14 protein-coding genes are annotated in these 16,686 nt (G+C 61.3%); 8 read left to right on the top strand and 6 right to left on the bottom strand.

Translation table 11 applies throughout. The features are described 5' to 3' along the window. Positions 1–87: 87 nt before the first annotated feature. From PMI27_RS08325 to PMI27_RS08300, 6 genes are all read right to left on the bottom strand, one after another. Entirely contained in the window at positions 88–930 is an 843-nt protein-coding gene (locus PMI27_RS08325) for an ABC transporter permease (RefSeq protein ID WP_008151649.1), read from the bottom strand. After that, on the bottom strand, positions 920–1,867 hold the full coding sequence (locus PMI27_RS08320) for an ABC transporter permease (protein WP_008151650.1): 948 nt from the start codon (positions 1,865–1,867) through the stop codon (positions 920–922). The genes PMI27_RS08325 and PMI27_RS08320 overlap by 11 nt, the downstream gene beginning before the upstream one ends. Position 1,868: 1 nt before the next feature. Then, positions 1,869–2,906 (bottom strand): ABC transporter ATP-binding protein, encoded by a 1,038-nt coding sequence (locus PMI27_RS08315; RefSeq protein WP_008151651.1) that lies wholly within the window; start codon positions 2,904–2,906, stop codon positions 1,869–1,871. Positions 2,907–3,165: 259 nt separating this feature from the next. Next, the gene (gene ydcS / locus PMI27_RS08310) at positions 3,166–4,317 is read right to left on the bottom strand and encodes a putative ABC transporter substrate-binding protein YdcS (protein WP_008151652.1); all 1,152 of its coding nucleotides are present in this window, start codon (positions 4,315–4,317) and stop codon (positions 3,166–3,168) included. Positions 4,318–4,399: 82 nt separating this feature from the next. Beyond that, the gene (locus PMI27_RS08305) at positions 4,400–5,857 is read right to left on the bottom strand and encodes a gamma-aminobutyraldehyde dehydrogenase (RefSeq protein ID WP_008151653.1); all 1,458 of its coding nucleotides are present in this window, start codon (positions 5,855–5,857) and stop codon (positions 4,400–4,402) included. 130 nt (positions 5,858–5,987) lie between these two features. Beyond that, positions 5,988–6,902 (bottom strand): LysR family transcriptional regulator, encoded by a 915-nt coding sequence (locus PMI27_RS08300; protein ID WP_008151654.1) that lies wholly within the window; start codon positions 6,900–6,902, stop codon positions 5,988–5,990. A 176-nt stretch (positions 6,903–7,078) separates the two neighbouring features. Between PMI27_RS08300 and PMI27_RS08295 the strand changes: the two genes are divergently transcribed. The 8 genes from PMI27_RS08295 (at position 7,079) to PMI27_RS08260 (ending at position 16,535) form a co-directional block, all read left to right on the top strand. Then, positions 7,079–7,801 (top strand): tellurite resistance TerB family protein, encoded by a 723-nt coding sequence (locus PMI27_RS08295; protein ID WP_008151655.1) that lies wholly within the window; start codon positions 7,079–7,081, stop codon positions 7,799–7,801. Positions 7,802–8,087: 286 nt separating this feature from the next. Next, positions 8,088–9,710 carry a methyl-accepting chemotaxis protein gene (locus PMI27_RS08290; RefSeq protein WP_008156594.1) on the top strand — a complete coding sequence of 541 codons (1,623 nt, stop codon included), beginning with the start codon at positions 8,088–8,090 and terminating at the stop codon, positions 9,708–9,710. Continuing rightward, positions 9,710–10,246, top strand: a complete 537-nt coding sequence (locus tag PMI27_RS08285) for a chemotaxis protein CheW (protein WP_008156596.1) — start codon at positions 9,710–9,712, stop codon at positions 10,244–10,246. Before PMI27_RS08290 ends, PMI27_RS08285 begins: the two co-directional genes overlap by 1 nt. Beyond that, positions 10,243–11,517 carry a CheR family methyltransferase gene (locus PMI27_RS08280; protein ID WP_008156598.1) on the top strand — a complete coding sequence of 425 codons (1,275 nt, stop codon included), beginning with the start codon at positions 10,243–10,245 and terminating at the stop codon, positions 11,515–11,517. Before PMI27_RS08285 ends, PMI27_RS08280 begins: the two co-directional genes overlap by 4 nt. Next, positions 11,514–12,197, top strand: coding sequence for a chemotaxis protein CheW (locus tag PMI27_RS08275; protein ID WP_008156600.1), 684 nt, complete (start codon positions 11,514–11,516; stop codon positions 12,195–12,197). Before PMI27_RS08280 ends, PMI27_RS08275 begins: the two co-directional genes overlap by 4 nt. Next, positions 12,194–14,479 carry a hybrid sensor histidine kinase/response regulator gene (locus PMI27_RS08270; protein ID WP_008156602.1) on the top strand — a complete coding sequence of 762 codons (2,286 nt, stop codon included), beginning with the start codon at positions 12,194–12,196 and terminating at the stop codon, positions 14,477–14,479. Before PMI27_RS08275 ends, PMI27_RS08270 begins: the two co-directional genes overlap by 4 nt. Then, positions 14,476–15,486 carry a chemotaxis response regulator protein-glutamate methylesterase gene (locus tag PMI27_RS08265; RefSeq protein ID WP_008156603.1) on the top strand — a complete coding sequence of 337 codons (1,011 nt, stop codon included), beginning with the start codon at positions 14,476–14,478 and terminating at the stop codon, positions 15,484–15,486. Before PMI27_RS08270 ends, PMI27_RS08265 begins: the two co-directional genes overlap by 4 nt. 47 nt (positions 15,487–15,533) lie before the next feature. Further along, positions 15,534–16,535, top strand: a complete 1,002-nt coding sequence (locus PMI27_RS08260; RefSeq protein WP_008156606.1) for a response regulator — start codon at positions 15,534–15,536, stop codon at positions 16,533–16,535. Positions 16,536–16,686: the final 151 nt, after the last annotated feature.

Below are 16,686 nucleotides of genomic sequence, written 5' to 3' on the forward strand. Positions count from 1 at the left end.
GTATCAGCCGACATCTATGTTGAATGTGATGTCCTCATCGCGAGCAGGCTCACTCCCACAGTTGATTCGGTTCCTACAGCTATTCGGTTATTTCCCGCCACTGCCCGCAACACTCTCGCCGCCACGGGTCAGGTAATAGGCGCCGAGGATCGGCAGCATGGTCACCATCATCACCAGCATCGCGACGACGTTGGTCACCGGCACGTCCCGTGGGCGGCTGAGCTGGTTGAGCAGCCACAGCGGCAGGGTGCGTTCATGGCCGGCGGTGAAGGTGGTGACGATGATTTCGTCGAACGACAGGGCGAACGCCAACATGCCGCCGGCCAGCAACGCCGAGCCGAGGTTCGGCAGGACGATGTAGCGGAAGGTCTGCCAGCCGTCGGCGCCGAGGTCCATTGAAGCCTCGATCAAACTGTGAGAAGTGCGACGCAAGCGGGCGATGACGTTGTTGTAGACGATCACCACACAGAAGGTCGCGTGACCGACGATGATGGTGAACATCCCCGGCTCGATCCCCAGCGTCTTGAACGTCGCCAGCAACGCGATGCCGGTGATGATCCCCGGCAAGGCAATCGGCAGGATCAGCATCAGCGAGATGCCTTGCTTGCCGAAGAAATCCCGGCGGTACAACGCCGCCGATGCCAGCGTGCCAAGGACCAGCGCAATCAACGTCGCGACGGAGGCGATTTGCAACGACAGCTTGATCGCTTCCAGCACGTCGGGACGCAAGAACGCCACGCCGATCCACTTCAACGTGAAGCCTTTAGGCGGAAAACTGAACGCCGCGTCTTCGGTGTTGAAGGCGTACAGGAAGATGATCAGGATCGGGAAGTGCAGAAACAGCAACCCGCCCCAAGCTGCGATGCGCAGGCCGAGCGAGGCTTTCTCCCCGTGCGTTTCCGGCGCTTGTTTTTTTGCATCAGAGCGCATCGAAGGCCCCCAGTCGTTTCACGATAGTCAGGTAAATGGCGATCAACACAATCGGCACCAACGTGAAGGCCGCGGCCATCGGCATATTGCCGATCGCGCCTTGCTGGGCGTACACCATGCTGCCGACGAAGTAGCCCGGCGGACCCACCAGTTGCGGCACGATGAAGTCGCCCAGGGTCAGTGAAAAGGTGAAGATCGAACCGGCGGCGATGCCCGGAATCGACAGCGGTAAAGTCACTTGCATAAAGGTCTGGCGCGGCTTGGCGCCAAGGTCGGCCGAGGCTTGCAGCAAGGACGGCGGCAGACGTTCCAGCGAGGCCTGAATCGGCAGGATCATGAACGGCAGCCAGATGTAGACGAACACCATGAACCGGCCCAGGTGCGAGGTCGACAAGGTGCTGCCGCCGACGCCCGGAATGCCCAAAACGAATTGCAAAACCGGCTCAAGACCCAGGTGCTGAACGAACCACTGCGCCACGCCGCCCTTGGCCAGCAGCAAGGTCCAGGCATACGCCTTGACGATGTAACTGGCCCACATCGGCATCATCACCGCGATGTAGAAAAACGCCTTGGTTTTGCCGGTGGTGTAGCGCGCCATGTAGTAGGCGATCGGGAACGCGACGATGGCGCTGGCGATCGAGACGACGACGGCCATGCTCAAGGTGCGCAGGATGATGTCGAAGTTCGACGGCTGGAACAGCGCAGCGAAGTTCGCCAGGGTCAGGTCGGGCGTGACCGCCATGGTGAAGTCATCGAAGGTGTAGAAGCCCTGCCATAGCAGAACCAGCAGCGAGCCGAGGTAGATCGCGCCGAACCACAGCAGCGGCGGTACCAGCAGCAGCGACAGGTAAAAATTCGGCCGGCGATACAGCAGGTTGGAAAACCTGCGCAATGGCGAGCCGCCGGTCGGGGTTTGAGAAAGAGCCACGCTGTTCATCTCACACCCCACCGACAGCGTTGTCGTGCAACGGGATCATCGCTTCCCGTGCCCAGCGTGCGCTGATGCGTTGTCCGGTCTGATGTTGCGCGCTGACGTCGAGCCACTGGACGTTGGCCTGGCTGATGTTCAGGGTCTGGCCGTTTTCCAGTTTCAGTTCATAGCGCGTGGCGCTGCCCTGGTACTGAATGTCATGGAGCAAACCGCTGACTTCGATTTCATGACTGGCCAGCGGCCCTTCGGCGAAACGCACGTGCTCCGGACGAATCGAAAACGGCTGTGGATTGCCGCTCAATTGTTTCGCCAGGTCGCCGCGAATCACGTTGGAGGTGCCGACAAATTCGGCGACAAAGGTTGTAGCCGGTTTCATGTAGAGGTTGCGCGGGGTATCGACCTGCTCGATGCGCCCCTTGTTGAACACCGCCACGCGATCCGACATCGACAGCGCTTCCGTCTGGTCGTGGGTGACGAAGATGAAGGTGATGCCGAGCTGGCGTTGCAGCTTCTTCAGTTCACCCTGCATTTGCTCGCGCAGTTTTAAGTCGAGCGCGCCCAACGGTTCATCGAGCAGCAGCACGCGCGGACGATTGACCAGGGCGCGGGCCAGGGCCACACGCTGGCGCTGACCGCCGGACAGTTGCACCGGTTTACGCTCGCCATAACCGCCGAGGGCGACCATGTCGAGGGCTTCTTCGGCGCGTTTCTGGCGTTCGGTTTTGCCGATGCCTTTGACTTTCAAACCATAAGCGACGTTGTCGAGTACGTTCATGTGCGGAAACAGCGCGTAATCCTGGAACACGGTGTTCACGTCACGCTGATACGGCGGCAGCCCGGCGGCCTCTAAGCCGTGAATACGGATAGAGCCAGCACTCGGCTGTTCGAAACCGGCGATCAGGCGCAGACAGGTGGTTTTGCCCGAACCGGAAGGGCCCAGCATGGAAAAGAACTCGCCGTCCTGGATATCGATGGAAACCCGATCAACGGCCTTCACTTCGCCGAACTGACGGGAAACGTTGGTGAACTGGACTGCAAGCGTCATGGTGCGGTGCTCCAAAAAGGCGAAGGTCGTCGCGGCGGCCCTGCCTGGACTTCTGAGGAATCTGAATCGTTGCGGTGTCACGGTCGAATGAGCGCGGCCTGCTTTTAGCTCCCTCTCCCTTCGGGAGAGGGCGGGGGGTGAGGGCCGCGGTGTCGGTCATTCCCAAGAGTCGAGGCGGAGTCAAAAGCCACCCCTCACCCCAGCCCTCTCCCCACGGGGGAGAGGGGGAAAGGGAGTTGAACGTGTCGTGCTTGAGAACTTAACGGCCACCCATGATCGCGATGTAATCCTGGGTCCAGCGGCTGTATGGCACGAACTTGCCGCCCTCAGCCTGCGGGGTTTTCCAGAAGGCGATCTTCTCGAACTGGTCGAAGCCGTTGGTTTTGCAGCCCTCGGCGCCGAGCAATTCGCTCTCCTTGCACCCCGCCGGAACCGACGGCAGCGAACCGAACCAGGCCGCCAGGTCACCCTGGACTTTCGGTTGCAGCGACCAGTCCATCCACTTGTAGGCACAGTTCGGGTGCTTGGCTTCGGCGTGCAACATGGTGGTGTCGGCCCAACCCGTTGCACCTTCTTTTGGAATGACCGAGGCAACCGGCTGCTTGTCCGCCACCAGGCCGTTGACCATATAGCCCCAGGTGCTGGACGCCGCGACGCCTTCGTTTTTGACGTCACTCATCTGGACCGTTGCGTCATGCCAGTAGCGGTGGATCAAGGGCTGTTGCTTGCGAAGCAGCTCCAGCGCCGCTTTGTATTGCGCTTCGTTGAGCTGGTACGGGTCCTTGATGCCCAGTTCCGGCTGTTTCGATTTGAGATAAAGCGCCGCATCGGCGATGTAGATCGGGCCGTCGTAGGCCTGGACCCGGCCTTTGTTGGACTTACCGTCCGGCAGGGTTTGCTCTTCGAACACCACGCTCCAGCTGTCCGGCGCCGTTTTGAAGATATTGGTGTTGTACATCAACACGTTCGGGCCCCATTGGTACGGGGTGCCGTAGGTTTGTTTATTGACGACGTACCACGGGCCATCCTTGAGGCGAGGGTCAATGTTCTTCCAGTTCGGGATCAACGCCGTGTTGATCGGCTGTACACGCTTGCCGGCGATCAACCGCAGGGAGGCGTCGCCGGATGCCGTCACCAGGTCGTAGCCACCCTTGGACATCAGGCTGACCATCTCATCGGAAGTGGCGGCAGTCTTGACGTTGATTTTGCAGCCGGTTTCCTTTTCGAAGCCGGTGACCCAGTCGTAGGCCTTGTCGCTTTCGCCACGTTCGATGTAGCCAGGCCAGGCCACAATATCCAGCTGACCTTCGCCGGCACCGACGGCTTTCAGCGGATCGGCGGCCTGGATACTGGCACTGGCCAGCAGCGCGGTGGTGATTGCACTGAGCAGTGCGGTCTTGTGCACGAACATGGGGTTTCCCTCTTCTTTAATTATGGTCGGGGCAGTTTTGAACGTGGTGAAGCAGGCCGTTAGCGGCTTGTTATAAGCGTAGTCAGAGATGCTGGCCGTGGCGGGCCATGATGTGCCGCACCACGCTGTAGTCCTGGAGCGAATCGCTGGATAAGTCTTTGCCGTAGCCCGAACGCTTCAGGCCGCCGTGGGGCATTTCGCTGACCAGCATGAAATGGCTGTTGATCCAGGTGCAGCCGTACTGCAAGCGCGCCGCGACCTGCATCGCCTTGTCGAGGTTCTGGGTCCAGACCGAGGAGGCGAGGCCGTATTCCGAGTCGTTGGCCCAGTCCACGGCTTGTTCGAGCTGATCGAAACGGGTCACGGTGACCACCGGCCCGAACACTTCGCGCTGGACGATCTCATCGGTCTGCTTGCAACCGGCCAGCAAGGTTGGCTGGTAATAGAAGCCGGCACCGGAATGCACCGCCGCGCCGGTCACTCGTTCGATGTGCGGCTGGCCGAGGGCGCGCTCGACGAAACTGGCCACGCGGTCGCGTTGGCGGGTGCTGATCAGCGGGCCGATCTCGTTGTCGGCGTCGCGCTTGCCGGCGAAGCGCAGGCTGCTGACCGCTGAGCCGAGTTCGGCCACCAAGCGATCATGAATCCCGGCCTGTGCATAAATGCGGCAGGCCGCGGTGCAATCCTGGCCGGCGTTGTAATAGCCATAAGTGCGCACGCCTTCGACCACGGCTTGAATGTCCGCATCGTTGCAAACGATCACCGGCGCTTTGCCGCCGAGTTCGAGGTGAGTGCGTTTCAGGGTTTTCGCCGCGGCTTGCAGGATTTTTTGCCCGGTAACGATATCGCCGGTCAGCGACACCATGCGCACTTTAGGGTGACTGACCAAGTGGCTGCCGACGCCTTCACCGCCACCGCAAATGATGTTGATCACACCGCGCGGCAGGATCTCGGCCAGCGCGGGCGCCAGGGCCAGAATCGACAGCGGCGTGTGTTCGGACGGCTTGAACACCAGCGTGTTGCCGGCGGCCAGGGCCGGGGCGATTTTCCACGCGGCCATCATGATCGGGTAGTTCCACGGCGCAATCGAGGCCACCACACCAATCGGATCACGACGGACCATGCTGGTGTAACCCGGCAGGTATTCGCCGCTGAGCTGGCCGGTCTGGCAGCGCACGGCGCCGGCGAAGAAGCGGAACACATCGACCGTGGCGCTCAAGTCATCCTGACGCGCCAGGTGCAACGGCTTGCCACAGTTCAGGGATTCGAGGCGGGCGAGGAGGTCGGCTTGTTTTTCGATGGCGTTGGCGATGTCCAGCAACAGGTTCGAGCGTTGTTGCGGCGTGGTCCGCGACCAACCGGCAAAGGCGCGGTGGGCGGCGAGGATCGCGGCTTCGACTTGCTCGGTGCTGGCTTCGGCGATGTGGATCAGCACTTCCCCGGTGGCCGGGTTGAGGATCGGTTCGACAAACCCCTGGCCCGCGACCAATTCGCCATCGATCAACAACGCGGTGAACAACGGGGTCTGCGCGCCAGCCATTTTTCGGGTTCTCTTTTCTTGTGTGGCCATGCTGCTCCCTATGACTGGGGCGCGGCCGTCTTATAGATGTACCAAGACTAGGCGCCGCACCCGAGGTCGACAAATACTAAATACTGAAGGTGGCGTTCGATTAAATAGATGGCTTGCGCCCGCCGTGGGGCTGCTCGCGGGCGACGGTCAGGAATGGGTCCACCAGCGCTGGGCGCGCGGTGCCGCGACGCCAGGCCAAGCCGACGTCGAGGGTCTGGCTCAGGTCGGCAATCGGGCGCGCTTCGATGATGTCGCCCTCCAGTGACCATGGGCGATAGGTCATGTCGGGCTGGATCGACACGCCCAATCCCGCGGCCACGAGGCTTCGCACCGCTTCCGTCGACGCCGTTCTCAAGGTGATGCGCGGTTGTAGGGAGGCCGCTGTCCACATGCGCTGGGCGTTGCGGTCCATTTCATCGACGTTCAGCTGAATCAACGGCTCACGGGCCACGTCGGCGAGGTTGATGCTGTCGTGTTCCAGTAGCGGATGCTGGGCCGGCAGCCACAGCCGATGGGGCGAGTGGGTCAGCACTTCGGTTTGCAAGGCGTGGCGGTCTTCGAGGTTGGAGAGGATCAGTACGCCGACATCAATCTCGCCGCTGACCAGCAAATGCTCGATGTATGGGCGCTCATCCTCCATCACCCGGATTTCGACGTTGGGGTAGGCACGCTGGAAACGGGTGAGCAAGTCTGCGAGGTAATAACCGGCCACCAGGCTGGTCACGCCGATGATCAACTGCCCGGCGACTTGATCGGTACTCTGCTGCAGGCTGCGTTTGGCGTTGTCCACCGTCGCCAGAATCAGGTGCGCCTGGCGTAGGAATTGGTGGCCCTGGTGGGTCAGCGTCATGCCCTTGGCGTGGCGGTTGAACAGGCCGACGCCGATTTCCTGCTCCAGTTGCTGGATCGCCAGGGTCAGTGTCGATTGGGAAATAAACGCGGTTTGCGCGGCGGCGGAGATCGAACCGGTCTCGGCCACGGCGATGAAGTGACGGATCTGACGCAAGGTCATCATGGAGAAAGTACCCGGTGGGCGGTTTTTATAGATTGACTCGAGTGTATATCTATTTTTCTGAAGTGCTGCGGGTGCTGCGCAACATCTAGAAGCACTCTCGCCCCCGAATGCCGGGCACTTTCGATCTAGGCTGATGGCCTTATTGATCCGGTTAACCCCTTTTTTGGAGGCGGCAAATGAACACGCGTGGATTGCTCGATCAGCTACTCAAGTCCGGTCAGGACATGTTGCAGAACAAGGCCGGCGGCTCACAAAACAAGACCTCCAGCGGTGGTTTGGGCGGATTGCTCGGCGGTAGCGGCGGTTCGGGCGGCCTCGGCAGTCTGCTTTCGGGCGCGGGCGGCGGGGCGTTGGCGGCGGGTGCCATGGGCCTGTTGCTCGGCAGCAAAAAGGCACGCAACGTCGGCGGTAAAGTCGCCCTCTACGGCGGCCTCGCGGCGCTCGGCGTCATTGCCTACAAGGCCTACGGTAATTGGCAGTCCCAGCAGGGCTCCGCGCCGAAGACTGAACCGCAGACACTCGACCGCCTGCCTCCAGCGCAAGTCGAGTTGCATAGCCAGGCGATACTCAAGGCGCTGGTTGCGGCGGCCAAAGCCGATGGCCACGTTGATGAACGCGAACGTGCATTGATAGAAGGCGAATTCACCAAACTCGACAACGATCAGGAATTGCAGCAGTGGCTGCATGCCGAACTCAGCAAGCCGCTCGACCCGACAGAAGTCGCCCGCGCTGCCAGCACCCCGGAAATGGCTGCCGAGATGTACATCGCCAGTGTGATGCTGGTGGATGAAGAGAGCTTCATGGAAAAGTCCTACCTCGATGAGCTTGCACGTCAGTTGAAGCTTGAGCCGGGGTTGAAGGCCGAGCTGGAGAAACAGGTTCGTCAGGCTTCTATCTAAGCGTTGTTTAAAAAGCGCGTTCCGCGAGGGCTTTGAGTAACCTCGATCCACCGGAATAGATGTGCAGTCAGTTAATTCGGGTCATCGTTCTTCGCGAGCAGGCTCGCTCCCACATAGATCGTGTGTGGGAGCGAGCCTGCTCGCGATGACATTTTCAGCAGCACCACAGATTTTATTGTCATTGCACGACTCGTTTCTTCCGATTCACCCCTGGCAACAGTCTTATAAATGAAACACAGCCCTCAGCTATACTCCGCAGCATTTGAACCGCACCCGAGGACTGACTGTGAAGAACTGGACGTTGCGCCAACGCATCTTGGCGAGTTTTGCGGTGATTATCGCGATCATGCTGCTGATGGTCGTGGTGTCTTTTTCTCGGCTGACGAAGATCGACGCCGGCGTAGAATCAGTCCGCACCGATGCGGTCCCCGGGGTGTATTTCAGTTCGATGATCCGCGGCGCGTGGGTCGACAGTTTTAACCTCACCCAACAGATTGTCGGCCTTTCCGGACGTCGCGAAATAACCGTCGCAGACCAGACCATGTACAAAAGCTTCGAAGAGCGCTTGAACGAGCAAATAGCCAACTACCGAAAAACCATTTTCAGGCAGGACGATCGGGCCCTGTTCGACGAGTTCGAAGTGCGTCATCAGCTCTACAACAAAGAATTGACCAACGTTCTCGATCTCTATCAGCGCAAAGAGTACGACCAGGCGGTTCTTGCCCTGGAGCAAAAACTTATGCCGGCCTGGATCAATGGGCGCAAGCAGTTGAACAGCCTTCTTGAAAATAATCATGCCCAGTCTGAGCAATCCACGCAGGCCATCGGTGATGCAGTGACGGCCGCCAAAATCAGCATGGGCGTCTCGATGCTGGTGGCGATCATCGTCGCCGGCCTCTGCGGCCTGCTGTTGATGCGCGCAATCATGGCGCCGATGAACCGGATCGTCGAAATTCTCGAAGTCATGCGTACCGGCGATCTCAGCAGTCGCCTGAACCTTGATCGTAAAGATGAGTTCGGCGCCGTGGAAACCGGCTTCAACGACATGATGACCGAGCTGACGTCCCTGGTGTCCCAGGCCCAGCGTTCCTCGGTGCAGGTCACCACTTCGGTGACCGAGATCGCCGCCACCTCCAAACAACAGCAAGCGACCGCCACCGAAACCGCCGCCACCACCACCGAAATTGGCGCGACGTCCCGTGAGATTGCGGCCACTTCGCGGGATCTGGTGCGCACGATGACCGAAGTCTCCACCGCCGCCGATCAGGCCTCGGTGCTCGCCGGTTCCGGGCAGCAAGGCCTGGCGCGGATGGAAGAGACCATGCACTCGGTGATGGGCGCGGCGGATCTGGTCAACGCCAAACTGGCGATCCTCAATGAGAAGGCCGGCAACATCAATCAGGTGGTAGTGACCATCGTCAAGGTCGCCGACCAGACCAATCTGCTGTCGCTCAACGCGGCGATTGAGGCCGAAAAGGCCGGTGAATACGGCCGCGGGTTTGCCGTGGTCGCCACCGAAGTGCGACGTCTGGCGGACCAGACCGCCGTTGCCACGTACGACATCGAGCAGATGGTGCGCGAGATCCAGTCGGCGGTGTCGGCCGGGGTCATGGGCATGGACAAGTTCTCTGAAGAGGTGCGCCGCGGCATGTCCGAGGTGCAGCAGGTCGGCGAGCAGTTGTCGCAGATCATCCATCAGGTTCAGGCATTGGCGCCGCGGGTGTTGATGGTCAACGAAGGCATGCAGGCCCAGGCCACGGGCGCCGAACAGATCAATCATGCGCTGGTGCAGTTGGGCGATGCCAGCAGCCAGACCGTCGAGTCCCTGCGCCAGGCCAGTTTCGCCATCGACGAACTGAGCCAGGTGGCCGTAGGGCTGCGTGGTGGCGTTTCGCGATTCAAAGTCTGATGAGTGAACCCACGGCCAAACGCACCGCCGTGAAGCCGGCGCTGCAATCATTGTTTCTGGTGTTCCGCATCGGCAACGAGCGCTATGCCTTGCAGGCCATCGAGGTGGCGGAAGTGCTGCCGTGTCTGCCGTTGAAACCGATTCCCCGCGCGCCGGAATGGGTGGCCGGGGTGTTCGCCTACCGCGGCGCGGTGGTGCCGGTGATCGACCTCAGTGCGCTGACGTTCGGCCAACCGGCCCAGGCCCGCACCAGCACCCGCTTGGTGCTGGTTAATTACCGTCCGGATGAGTTCGCTGAGGCGCAATTGCTCGGGCTGATTCTGGAACAGGCCACCGATACCTTGCGCTGCAACCCGGCGGATTTTCAGCCCTATGGCCTGGACAATCGTCAGGCGCCGTACCTTGGGCCGGTGCGTGAAGATGCCCAGGGTTTGCTGCAATGGGTGCGGGTCGCCGACTTGCTCGACGATCAGGTTCGCGCCCTGCTGTATCCGTCGCCGCCGCGGGACCTGGCGCTGCTTGAGGAGCGGCCATGAGCAGTGATCAACGGTTTTTCGATTTCCTCAAAGAGCGCATCGGTCTCGACGTGACCTCGGTGGGACCGGCGATCATCGAGCGTGCGGTGCGCCAGCGCAGCACGGCATCCAAGGCGCTGACGGCCGATGAGTACTGGCACACCTTGCTGGGTTCGCAGGACGAGCAGCAGGCGTTGATCGAAGCGGTGATTGTCCCCGAGACCTGGTTTTTCCGTTACCCGGAATCCTTCGCCACGTTGGCGAAACTGGCCACCAAACGCCTGAACGACATCAACAACATGCGCGCACTGCGGATTCTCAGCCTGCCGTGTTCCACCGGTGAAGAACCGTATTCCATCGCCATGGCGCTGCTCGATGCCGGGTTACAGCCGCACCAGTTCAAGGTCGAAGGCATGGACGTCAGTCCGTTGTCGGTGGAAAAAGCCCGACGCGCGCTGTACGGCAAGAATTCGTTCCGGGGTCAGGACATCGCCTTTCGCGACCGGCATTTCACCGCCGAAGGCGAGGAGGGCTATCGCCTCTGCGGGCGAGTGCTCGAACAAGTGCGTTTGCAGGTCGGCAATCTGCTGGATCCGACATTGCTGGCCAACGAACTTCCGTATGACTTTGTGTTTTGCCGCAACCTGCTGATCTATTTCGATCAGCCGACCCAGCAGCAAGTGTTCGAGGTGCTCAAGCGTCTGACCCATGTGGATGGCGTGCTGTTTATCGGCCCGGCCGAGGGCAGTTTGCTCGGCCGTTTAGGCATGCGTTCGATCGGCATCCCGCAGTCCTTTGCGTTCAGTCGTCAGAGCGCTCCAGAGCCTGCGCCCATTGCGACGTTCGTTCCGACGCCTCTGCCCGTGCACCAACCGGTGCGCAGCGTGACACCGCCGCCCGTTCGCAGCCGGCCCTTCGCACCGGTGGCGCCGCTCCCTGTCGTGACGAAAGTCGCCAACCCGGACACCGCCGCGCTGCTGGCGAACATCGCCGCGCTGGCCAACGAAGGCAAAAGTGCCGAGGCCCGCGCCGCGTGCGATAGCTATTTGCGCAGTCATGAACCCGTGGCCCAAGTCTTCTACTGGCTGGGCTTGCTCAGCGATGTCGCCGGCAGAGTCCTTGAGGCTCAGGGTTTTTATCGCAAGGCGTTGTACCTCGACCCGCAACATCCCGACGCGTTGATGCACCTGGCGGCGTTGCTGCAATCCTTGGGCGACACGGCGGGAGCCAGACGATTGCAGGACCGCGCCGCCCGCAGCGAGCGCGCCGCTGACAGTGAGCGTAACCGATGATCGCCGCCGACACTTTTAGCCTCACCCATCAAGATGCCCAGGCCATCGACGACTGCTGGAACCGCATCGGTATCCACGGCGACAAGTCCTGCCCGCTACTGAGCGATCACATTCACTGCCGCAATTGCGCGGTGTATTCGGCCGCGGCGACGCGCTTGCTCGACCGCTACGCGTTACAGCAGGAAGACCGCGGGCAAGTCTCCACGGCGGTCGAGAGCGAGGTGAAAACCCGTTCGCTGCTGATGTTCCGTCTGGGCGAAGAATGGCTGGCCCTGGCCACTCGCAGTCTGGTGGAAGTCGCGCCGCTGCAAGCGATTCATTCCCTGCCGCACCAACGCTCCCGGGCCTTGCTCGGCGTGGCGAATGTGCGCGGCGCGTTGGTGGCGTGCCTGTCGCTGGTGGAATTGCTCGGGCTCGACGGCGCCAGCAGCGTGGCGTCCGGCGCGCGGGTCATGCCGCGCATGCTGATCATCGCCGCCCACGGCGGACCGGTGGTGGCGCCGGTGGACGAAGTGGACGGGATTCACGCCATCGACGAACGCATCCTCGAGGCGGCGTCCCGTTCTGGCACGCAGGCCAGCGCCAAATACACCCGTGGCGTGTTGCAATTCAAAGGCCGCAGCCTGCGTTGGCTGGATGAAGAACAGCTGCTGTCCGCCGTGACCCGGAGCCTTACATGACCCCCGAGCAAATGCGCGACGCCTCTTTGCTGGAACTGTTCAGTCTGGAAGCCGAGGCCCAGACCTTGGTGCTAAGCGCCGGCCTGCTGGCGCTCGAGCGCGATCCGACCCAGGCCGATTACCTCGAGTCGTGCATGCGCGCGGCCCACTCGCTCAAAGGCGCGGCGCGGATTGTCGGCGTGGATGCCGGGGTCAGCGTCGCCCATGTGATGGAAGATTACCTGGTCAGCGCCCAGGAAGGGCGCCTGTACCTGCGGCCCGAATACATTGATGCACTGTTGCAAGGCACCGATCTGCTGATGCGAATTGCGACGCCGAGCAACGCTCCGGCGCCTGCGGATATCGAAGCTTACGTCGTCTTGATGGGACGGCTGCTTGATCACATGGTGGCTACCCCCATCGCGCCGCCGATGGCAGAACTTCAGCTGGAACCGCCGACGCCCAAGGTTGAGCCGCCCATGCTGGCCGCCACCGAAGCCCCCCCAGCAGCGCCCGCCGAGCCAACGCCCAAGACTAAACGCACCACCGAAAACGGCGAGCGGGTGCTGCGGGTCACGGCCGAACGCCTGAACAGCCTGCTTGATCTGTCGAGCAAATCCCTGGTGGAAACCCTGCGGCTCAAACCGCACCTGGCCACCATGCAACGCCTCAAGCGTATGCAGAACAAGGGCCTGCGGGCCCTGGAAAATCTCAACGTCCACCTCAAGGACCATGCCTTGAGTCTGGAAGCACAGGAAGCCCTCGAAGACGCTCGTCGGCTACTGGCTGAATCTCAGCAATTGCTGGTGGAAAAGAACGCCGAACTGGATGAGTTCGCCTGGCAGGCCAGTCAACGGGCGCAAGTGCTGTACGACACCGCGCTGGCCTGCCGCATGCGGCCGTTTGCCGATGTGTTGGCCGGGCAAGAGCGCATGGTCCGCGACCTCGGTCGCAGCCTCGGCAAACAGGTGCGGCTGGAGATCGAAGGTGAGAAAACCCAGGTCGACCGCGACGTGTTGGAAAAGCTTGAAGCGCCGCTGACCCACCTGCTGCGCAATGCCGTGGATCACGGCATCGAATCCCCGGAGCAGCGGCTATTGGCGGGCAAACCCGCTGAAGGCCTGATCCGTTTGCGTGCATCCCATCAGGCTGGTCTGTTGGTGCTGGAGCTGAGTGATGACGGCAATGGCGTCGATCTGGAAAAGGTCCGCCGCAGCATCATCGAGCGCCAATTGTCCCCGGCCGAAACCGCCGCGCAATTGAGTGAAGAAGAGCTGCTGACCTTCCTGTTTCTGCCAGGTTTCAGCATGCGCGACACGGTCACCGAAGTCTCCGGGCGCGGCGTCGGACTGGATTCGGTCCAGCACATGGTCCGCCAGGTGCGCGGCGCGGTCGTACTGGAGCAGGCGGCGGGCGAGGGCAGTCGCTTCCATCTCGAAGTGCCGCTGACCCTGTCGGTGGTGCGCAGTCTGGTGGTGGAAGTCGGTGACGAGGCGTATGCCTTCCCGCTGGCCCACATCGAACGGATGTGCGATCTGGAGCCGGCGGACATTGTCCAGGTCGAAGGCCGTCAGCATTTCTGGCACGAAGGCCGGCATGTCGGGCTGGTCGCGGCCAGTCAGCTGTTGCAGCGTCCGGCGGGCCAGAACAGTCAGCAAACCCTCAAAGTGGTGGTGATTCGCGAGCGCGAGGCGATTTACGGCGTGGCGGTCGAGCGTTTTGTCGGCGAGCGGACGTTGGTCGTTTTGCCGCTGGACGAGCGTCTGGGCAAGGTGCAGGACATTTCCGCCGGGGCCTTGCTCGACGATGGTTCGGTGGTGCTGATCGTCGACGTCGAAGACATGTTGCGTTCGGTGGACAAACTGCTCAATACCGGGCGTCTTGAGCGCATTGCCCGTCAAGGCAACCAGGCGGTTGAAGCGGCTCGAAAACGGATTCTGGTGGTCGACGATTCGCTGACCGTACGTGAGCTGCAACGCAAGTTGCTACTCAATCGAGGCTACGACGTGGCGGTGGCGGTGGACGGGATGGATGGCTGGAACGCCTTGCGTTCGGAGGATTTCGATCTGCTGATCACCGACATCGATATGCCACGCATGGATGGCATCGAACTGGTGTCTTTGTTGCGTCGGGACAATCGCCTGCAATCCCTGCCGGTGATGGTGGTGTCTTATAAAGATCGTGAAGAGGACCGTCGCCGTGGACTGGACGCTGGAGCCGACTATTATCTAGCCAAAGCCAGTTTTCATGACGACGCCCTGCTTGACGCGGTGGTTGAGCTCATTGGAGGAGCACGTGCATGAAAATAGCGATCGTCAACGACATGCCCATGGCTGTGGAGGCCCTGCGCCGCGCCCTGGCCTTCGATCCGGCGCACGAGGTGGTCTGGGTCGCCAGTAATGGGGCCGAGGCGGTGCAGCGTTGCGCTGAAAATACGCCGGATCTGATTCTGATGGACCTGATCATGCCGGTGATGGATGGCATCGAGGCGACCCGGCGGATCATGGCCGAGACGCCGTGCGCGATTGTCATCGTTACGGTCGACCGCCAGCAGAACGTGCATCGGGTGTTTGAGGCCATGGGTCACGGCGCGCTGGATGTGGTCGATACGCCGGCCATCGGTGGCGGCAATGCCCAAGAGGCAGCGGCCCCGTTACTGCGCAAGATCATAAACATCGGTTGGCTGATCGGTGACCGCGGCAATCGCGAGCGAGCCGCCCCAAGCCCGCTGCGCAGTTCAGGTTCGCGCCAGCGCCTGATCGCCATTGGCTCATCGGCAGGTGGGCCGGCCGCGCTGGAAGTATTGCTCAAGGGGTTGCCGCGAGATTTTTCGGCCGCCATCGTGCTGGTGCAGCACGTGGACCAGGTGTTCGCCGCCGGCATGGCCGAATGGCTCAGCAGCGCCAGCGGCCTGAATGTGCGCCTGGCCCAGGAAGGCGAGCCTCCGCAGGCCGGCTCGGTGTTGCTGGCGGGTACTAACCACCATATTCGCTTGTTGAAAAACGGCACGCTGGCCTACACCGCCGAACCGGTCAACGAAATCTACCGGCCCTCGATCGATGTGTTCTTCGAGAGCGTGGCCAGTTACTGGAACGGCGATGCCGTGGGGGTTTTGCTCACCGGCATGGGACGCGATGGCGCGCAGGGGCTTAAACTCATGCGCCAACAGGGCTACCTGACCATCGCTCAGGATCAGCACAGCAGCGCGGTGTATGGCATGCCGAAGGCGGCAGCGGCCATCGACGCCGCTGTGGAGATTCGCCCACTGGAAAAGATAGCGCCACGATTGCTGGAGATTTTCCCCACATGAAGACATTTCACAGCAATCTGGCCCAAGTAGTACTCAGGTGACTGCCCATGACTGATTTACAGCTCGACGACTTCAAAACCGACGAAAACGCCGCCATGGTGTTGTTGGTGGACGATCAGGCAATGATCGGCGAGGCGGTACGCCGCGGGTTGTCGAACGAAGATAACATCGACTTCCATTTCTGCGCCGACCCGCACCAGGCCATCGCCCATGCGATCCGCATCAAACCGACGGTGATTCTGCAGGATCTGGTGATGCCCGGTCTTGACGGCTTGAGCCTGGTGCGCGAGTACCGCAACCACCCGGCGACCAAGGACATCCCGATCATTGTCCTGTCGACCAAGGAAGACCCGCTGATCAAGAGCGCGGCGTTTGCGGCCGGGGCCAATGATTACCTGGTCAAATTGCCGGACAACATCGAACTGGTGGCGCGCATCCGCTATCACTCGCGCTCCTACATGACGTTGCTGCAGCGTGACGCCGCGTATCGCGCATTGCGGGTCAGCCAGCAGCAGTTGCTCGACACCAACCTGGTGCTGCAACGCTTGATGAACTCGGACGGCCTGACCGGGCTGTCGAACCGCCGGCATTTCGACGAATACCTGGAGCTTGAGTGGCGCCGTTCGCTGCGCGACCAGAGTCAACTGTCGCTGCTGATGATCGATGTCGACTACTTCAAGTCCTACAACGACAGCTTCGGCCACCTTGAAGGCGATGAAGCCCTGCGCAAAGTGGCCACGGCGATTCGTGATGCCAGCGCCCGACCTTCGGACCTGCCGGCCCGTTACGGCGGCGAAGAATTCGCCCTGGTGCTGCCCAATACTTCGCCGGGCGGCGCGAGACTGGTCGCGGAAAAACTGCGCCAGACCGTGGATTCGCTAAAGATTCCGCATGTTTTCCCGGCCGAAGGTTCAAGCCTGACCATCAGCATCGGCCTGTCGACCATGACTCCGCAACCGGGTGGCGATTGCCGTCAATTGATCCTGGCGGCGGACAAGGGGCTGTACCTGGCGAAGAACAATGGGCGTAATCAGGTCGGGATTGAGTGAAAGGGCTGGTTGGTATCTGTGTTGTAGCTTGAATCCACCCCTCACCCCAGCCCTCTCCCCACGGGGGAGAGGGGAAAGGGAGCCGATCGGGGGCTTTTCAGAACCTGAGTTCGACTCGGAATTTCAGGTCGCAGTATTTCGCAAGACACTT

It is taken from the genome of Pseudomonas sp. GM41(2012) (assembly GCF_000282315.2).
In the GTDB taxonomy this organism is placed as follows: Bacteria; Pseudomonadota; Gammaproteobacteria; order Pseudomonadales; family Pseudomonadaceae; genus Aquipseudomonas.

What these genes read in the sequence shown, in the direction of transcription:
- PMI27_RS08275 (WP_008156600.1), top strand. Translation starts at nt 11,514, where the DNA reads ATGATCGCCGCCGACACTTTTAGCCTCACCCATCAAGATGCCCAGGCC.
- PMI27_RS08320 (WP_008151650.1), bottom strand. Translation starts at nt 1,867, where the DNA reads ATGAACAGCGTGGCTCTTTCTCAAACCCCGACCGGCGGCTCGCCATTG.
- PMI27_RS08270 (WP_008156602.1), top strand. Translation starts at nt 12,194, where the DNA reads ATGACCCCCGAGCAAATGCGCGACGCCTCTTTGCTGGAACTGTTCAGT.
- PMI27_RS08300 (WP_008151654.1), bottom strand. Translation starts at nt 6,902, where the DNA reads ATGATGACCTTGCGTCAGATCCGTCACTTCATCGCCGTGGCCGAGACC.
- PMI27_RS08315 (WP_008151651.1), bottom strand. Translation starts at nt 2,906, where the DNA reads ATGACGCTTGCAGTCCAGTTCACCAACGTTTCCCGTCAGTTCGGCGAA.
- ydcS (WP_008151652.1), bottom strand. Translation starts at nt 4,317, where the DNA reads ATGTTCGTGCACAAGACCGCACTGCTCAGTGCAATCACCACCGCGCTG.
- PMI27_RS08265 (WP_008156603.1), top strand. Translation starts at nt 14,476, where the DNA reads ATGAAAATAGCGATCGTCAACGACATGCCCATGGCTGTGGAGGCCCTG.
- PMI27_RS08285 (WP_008156596.1), top strand. Translation starts at nt 9,710, where the DNA reads ATGAGTGAACCCACGGCCAAACGCACCGCCGTGAAGCCGGCGCTGCAA.
- PMI27_RS08280 (WP_008156598.1), top strand. Translation starts at nt 10,243, where the DNA reads ATGAGCAGTGATCAACGGTTTTTCGATTTCCTCAAAGAGCGCATCGGT.
- PMI27_RS08260 (WP_008156606.1), top strand. Translation starts at nt 15,534, where the DNA reads ATGACTGATTTACAGCTCGACGACTTCAAAACCGACGAAAACGCCGCC.
- PMI27_RS08305 (WP_008151653.1), bottom strand. Translation starts at nt 5,857, where the DNA reads ATGGCTGGCGCGCAGACCCCGTTGTTCACCGCGTTGTTGATCGATGGC.
- PMI27_RS08325 (WP_008151649.1), bottom strand. Translation starts at nt 930, where the DNA reads ATGCGCTCTGATGCAAAAAAACAAGCGCCGGAAACGCACGGGGAGAAA.
- PMI27_RS08295 (WP_008151655.1), top strand. Translation starts at nt 7,079, where the DNA reads ATGAACACGCGTGGATTGCTCGATCAGCTACTCAAGTCCGGTCAGGAC.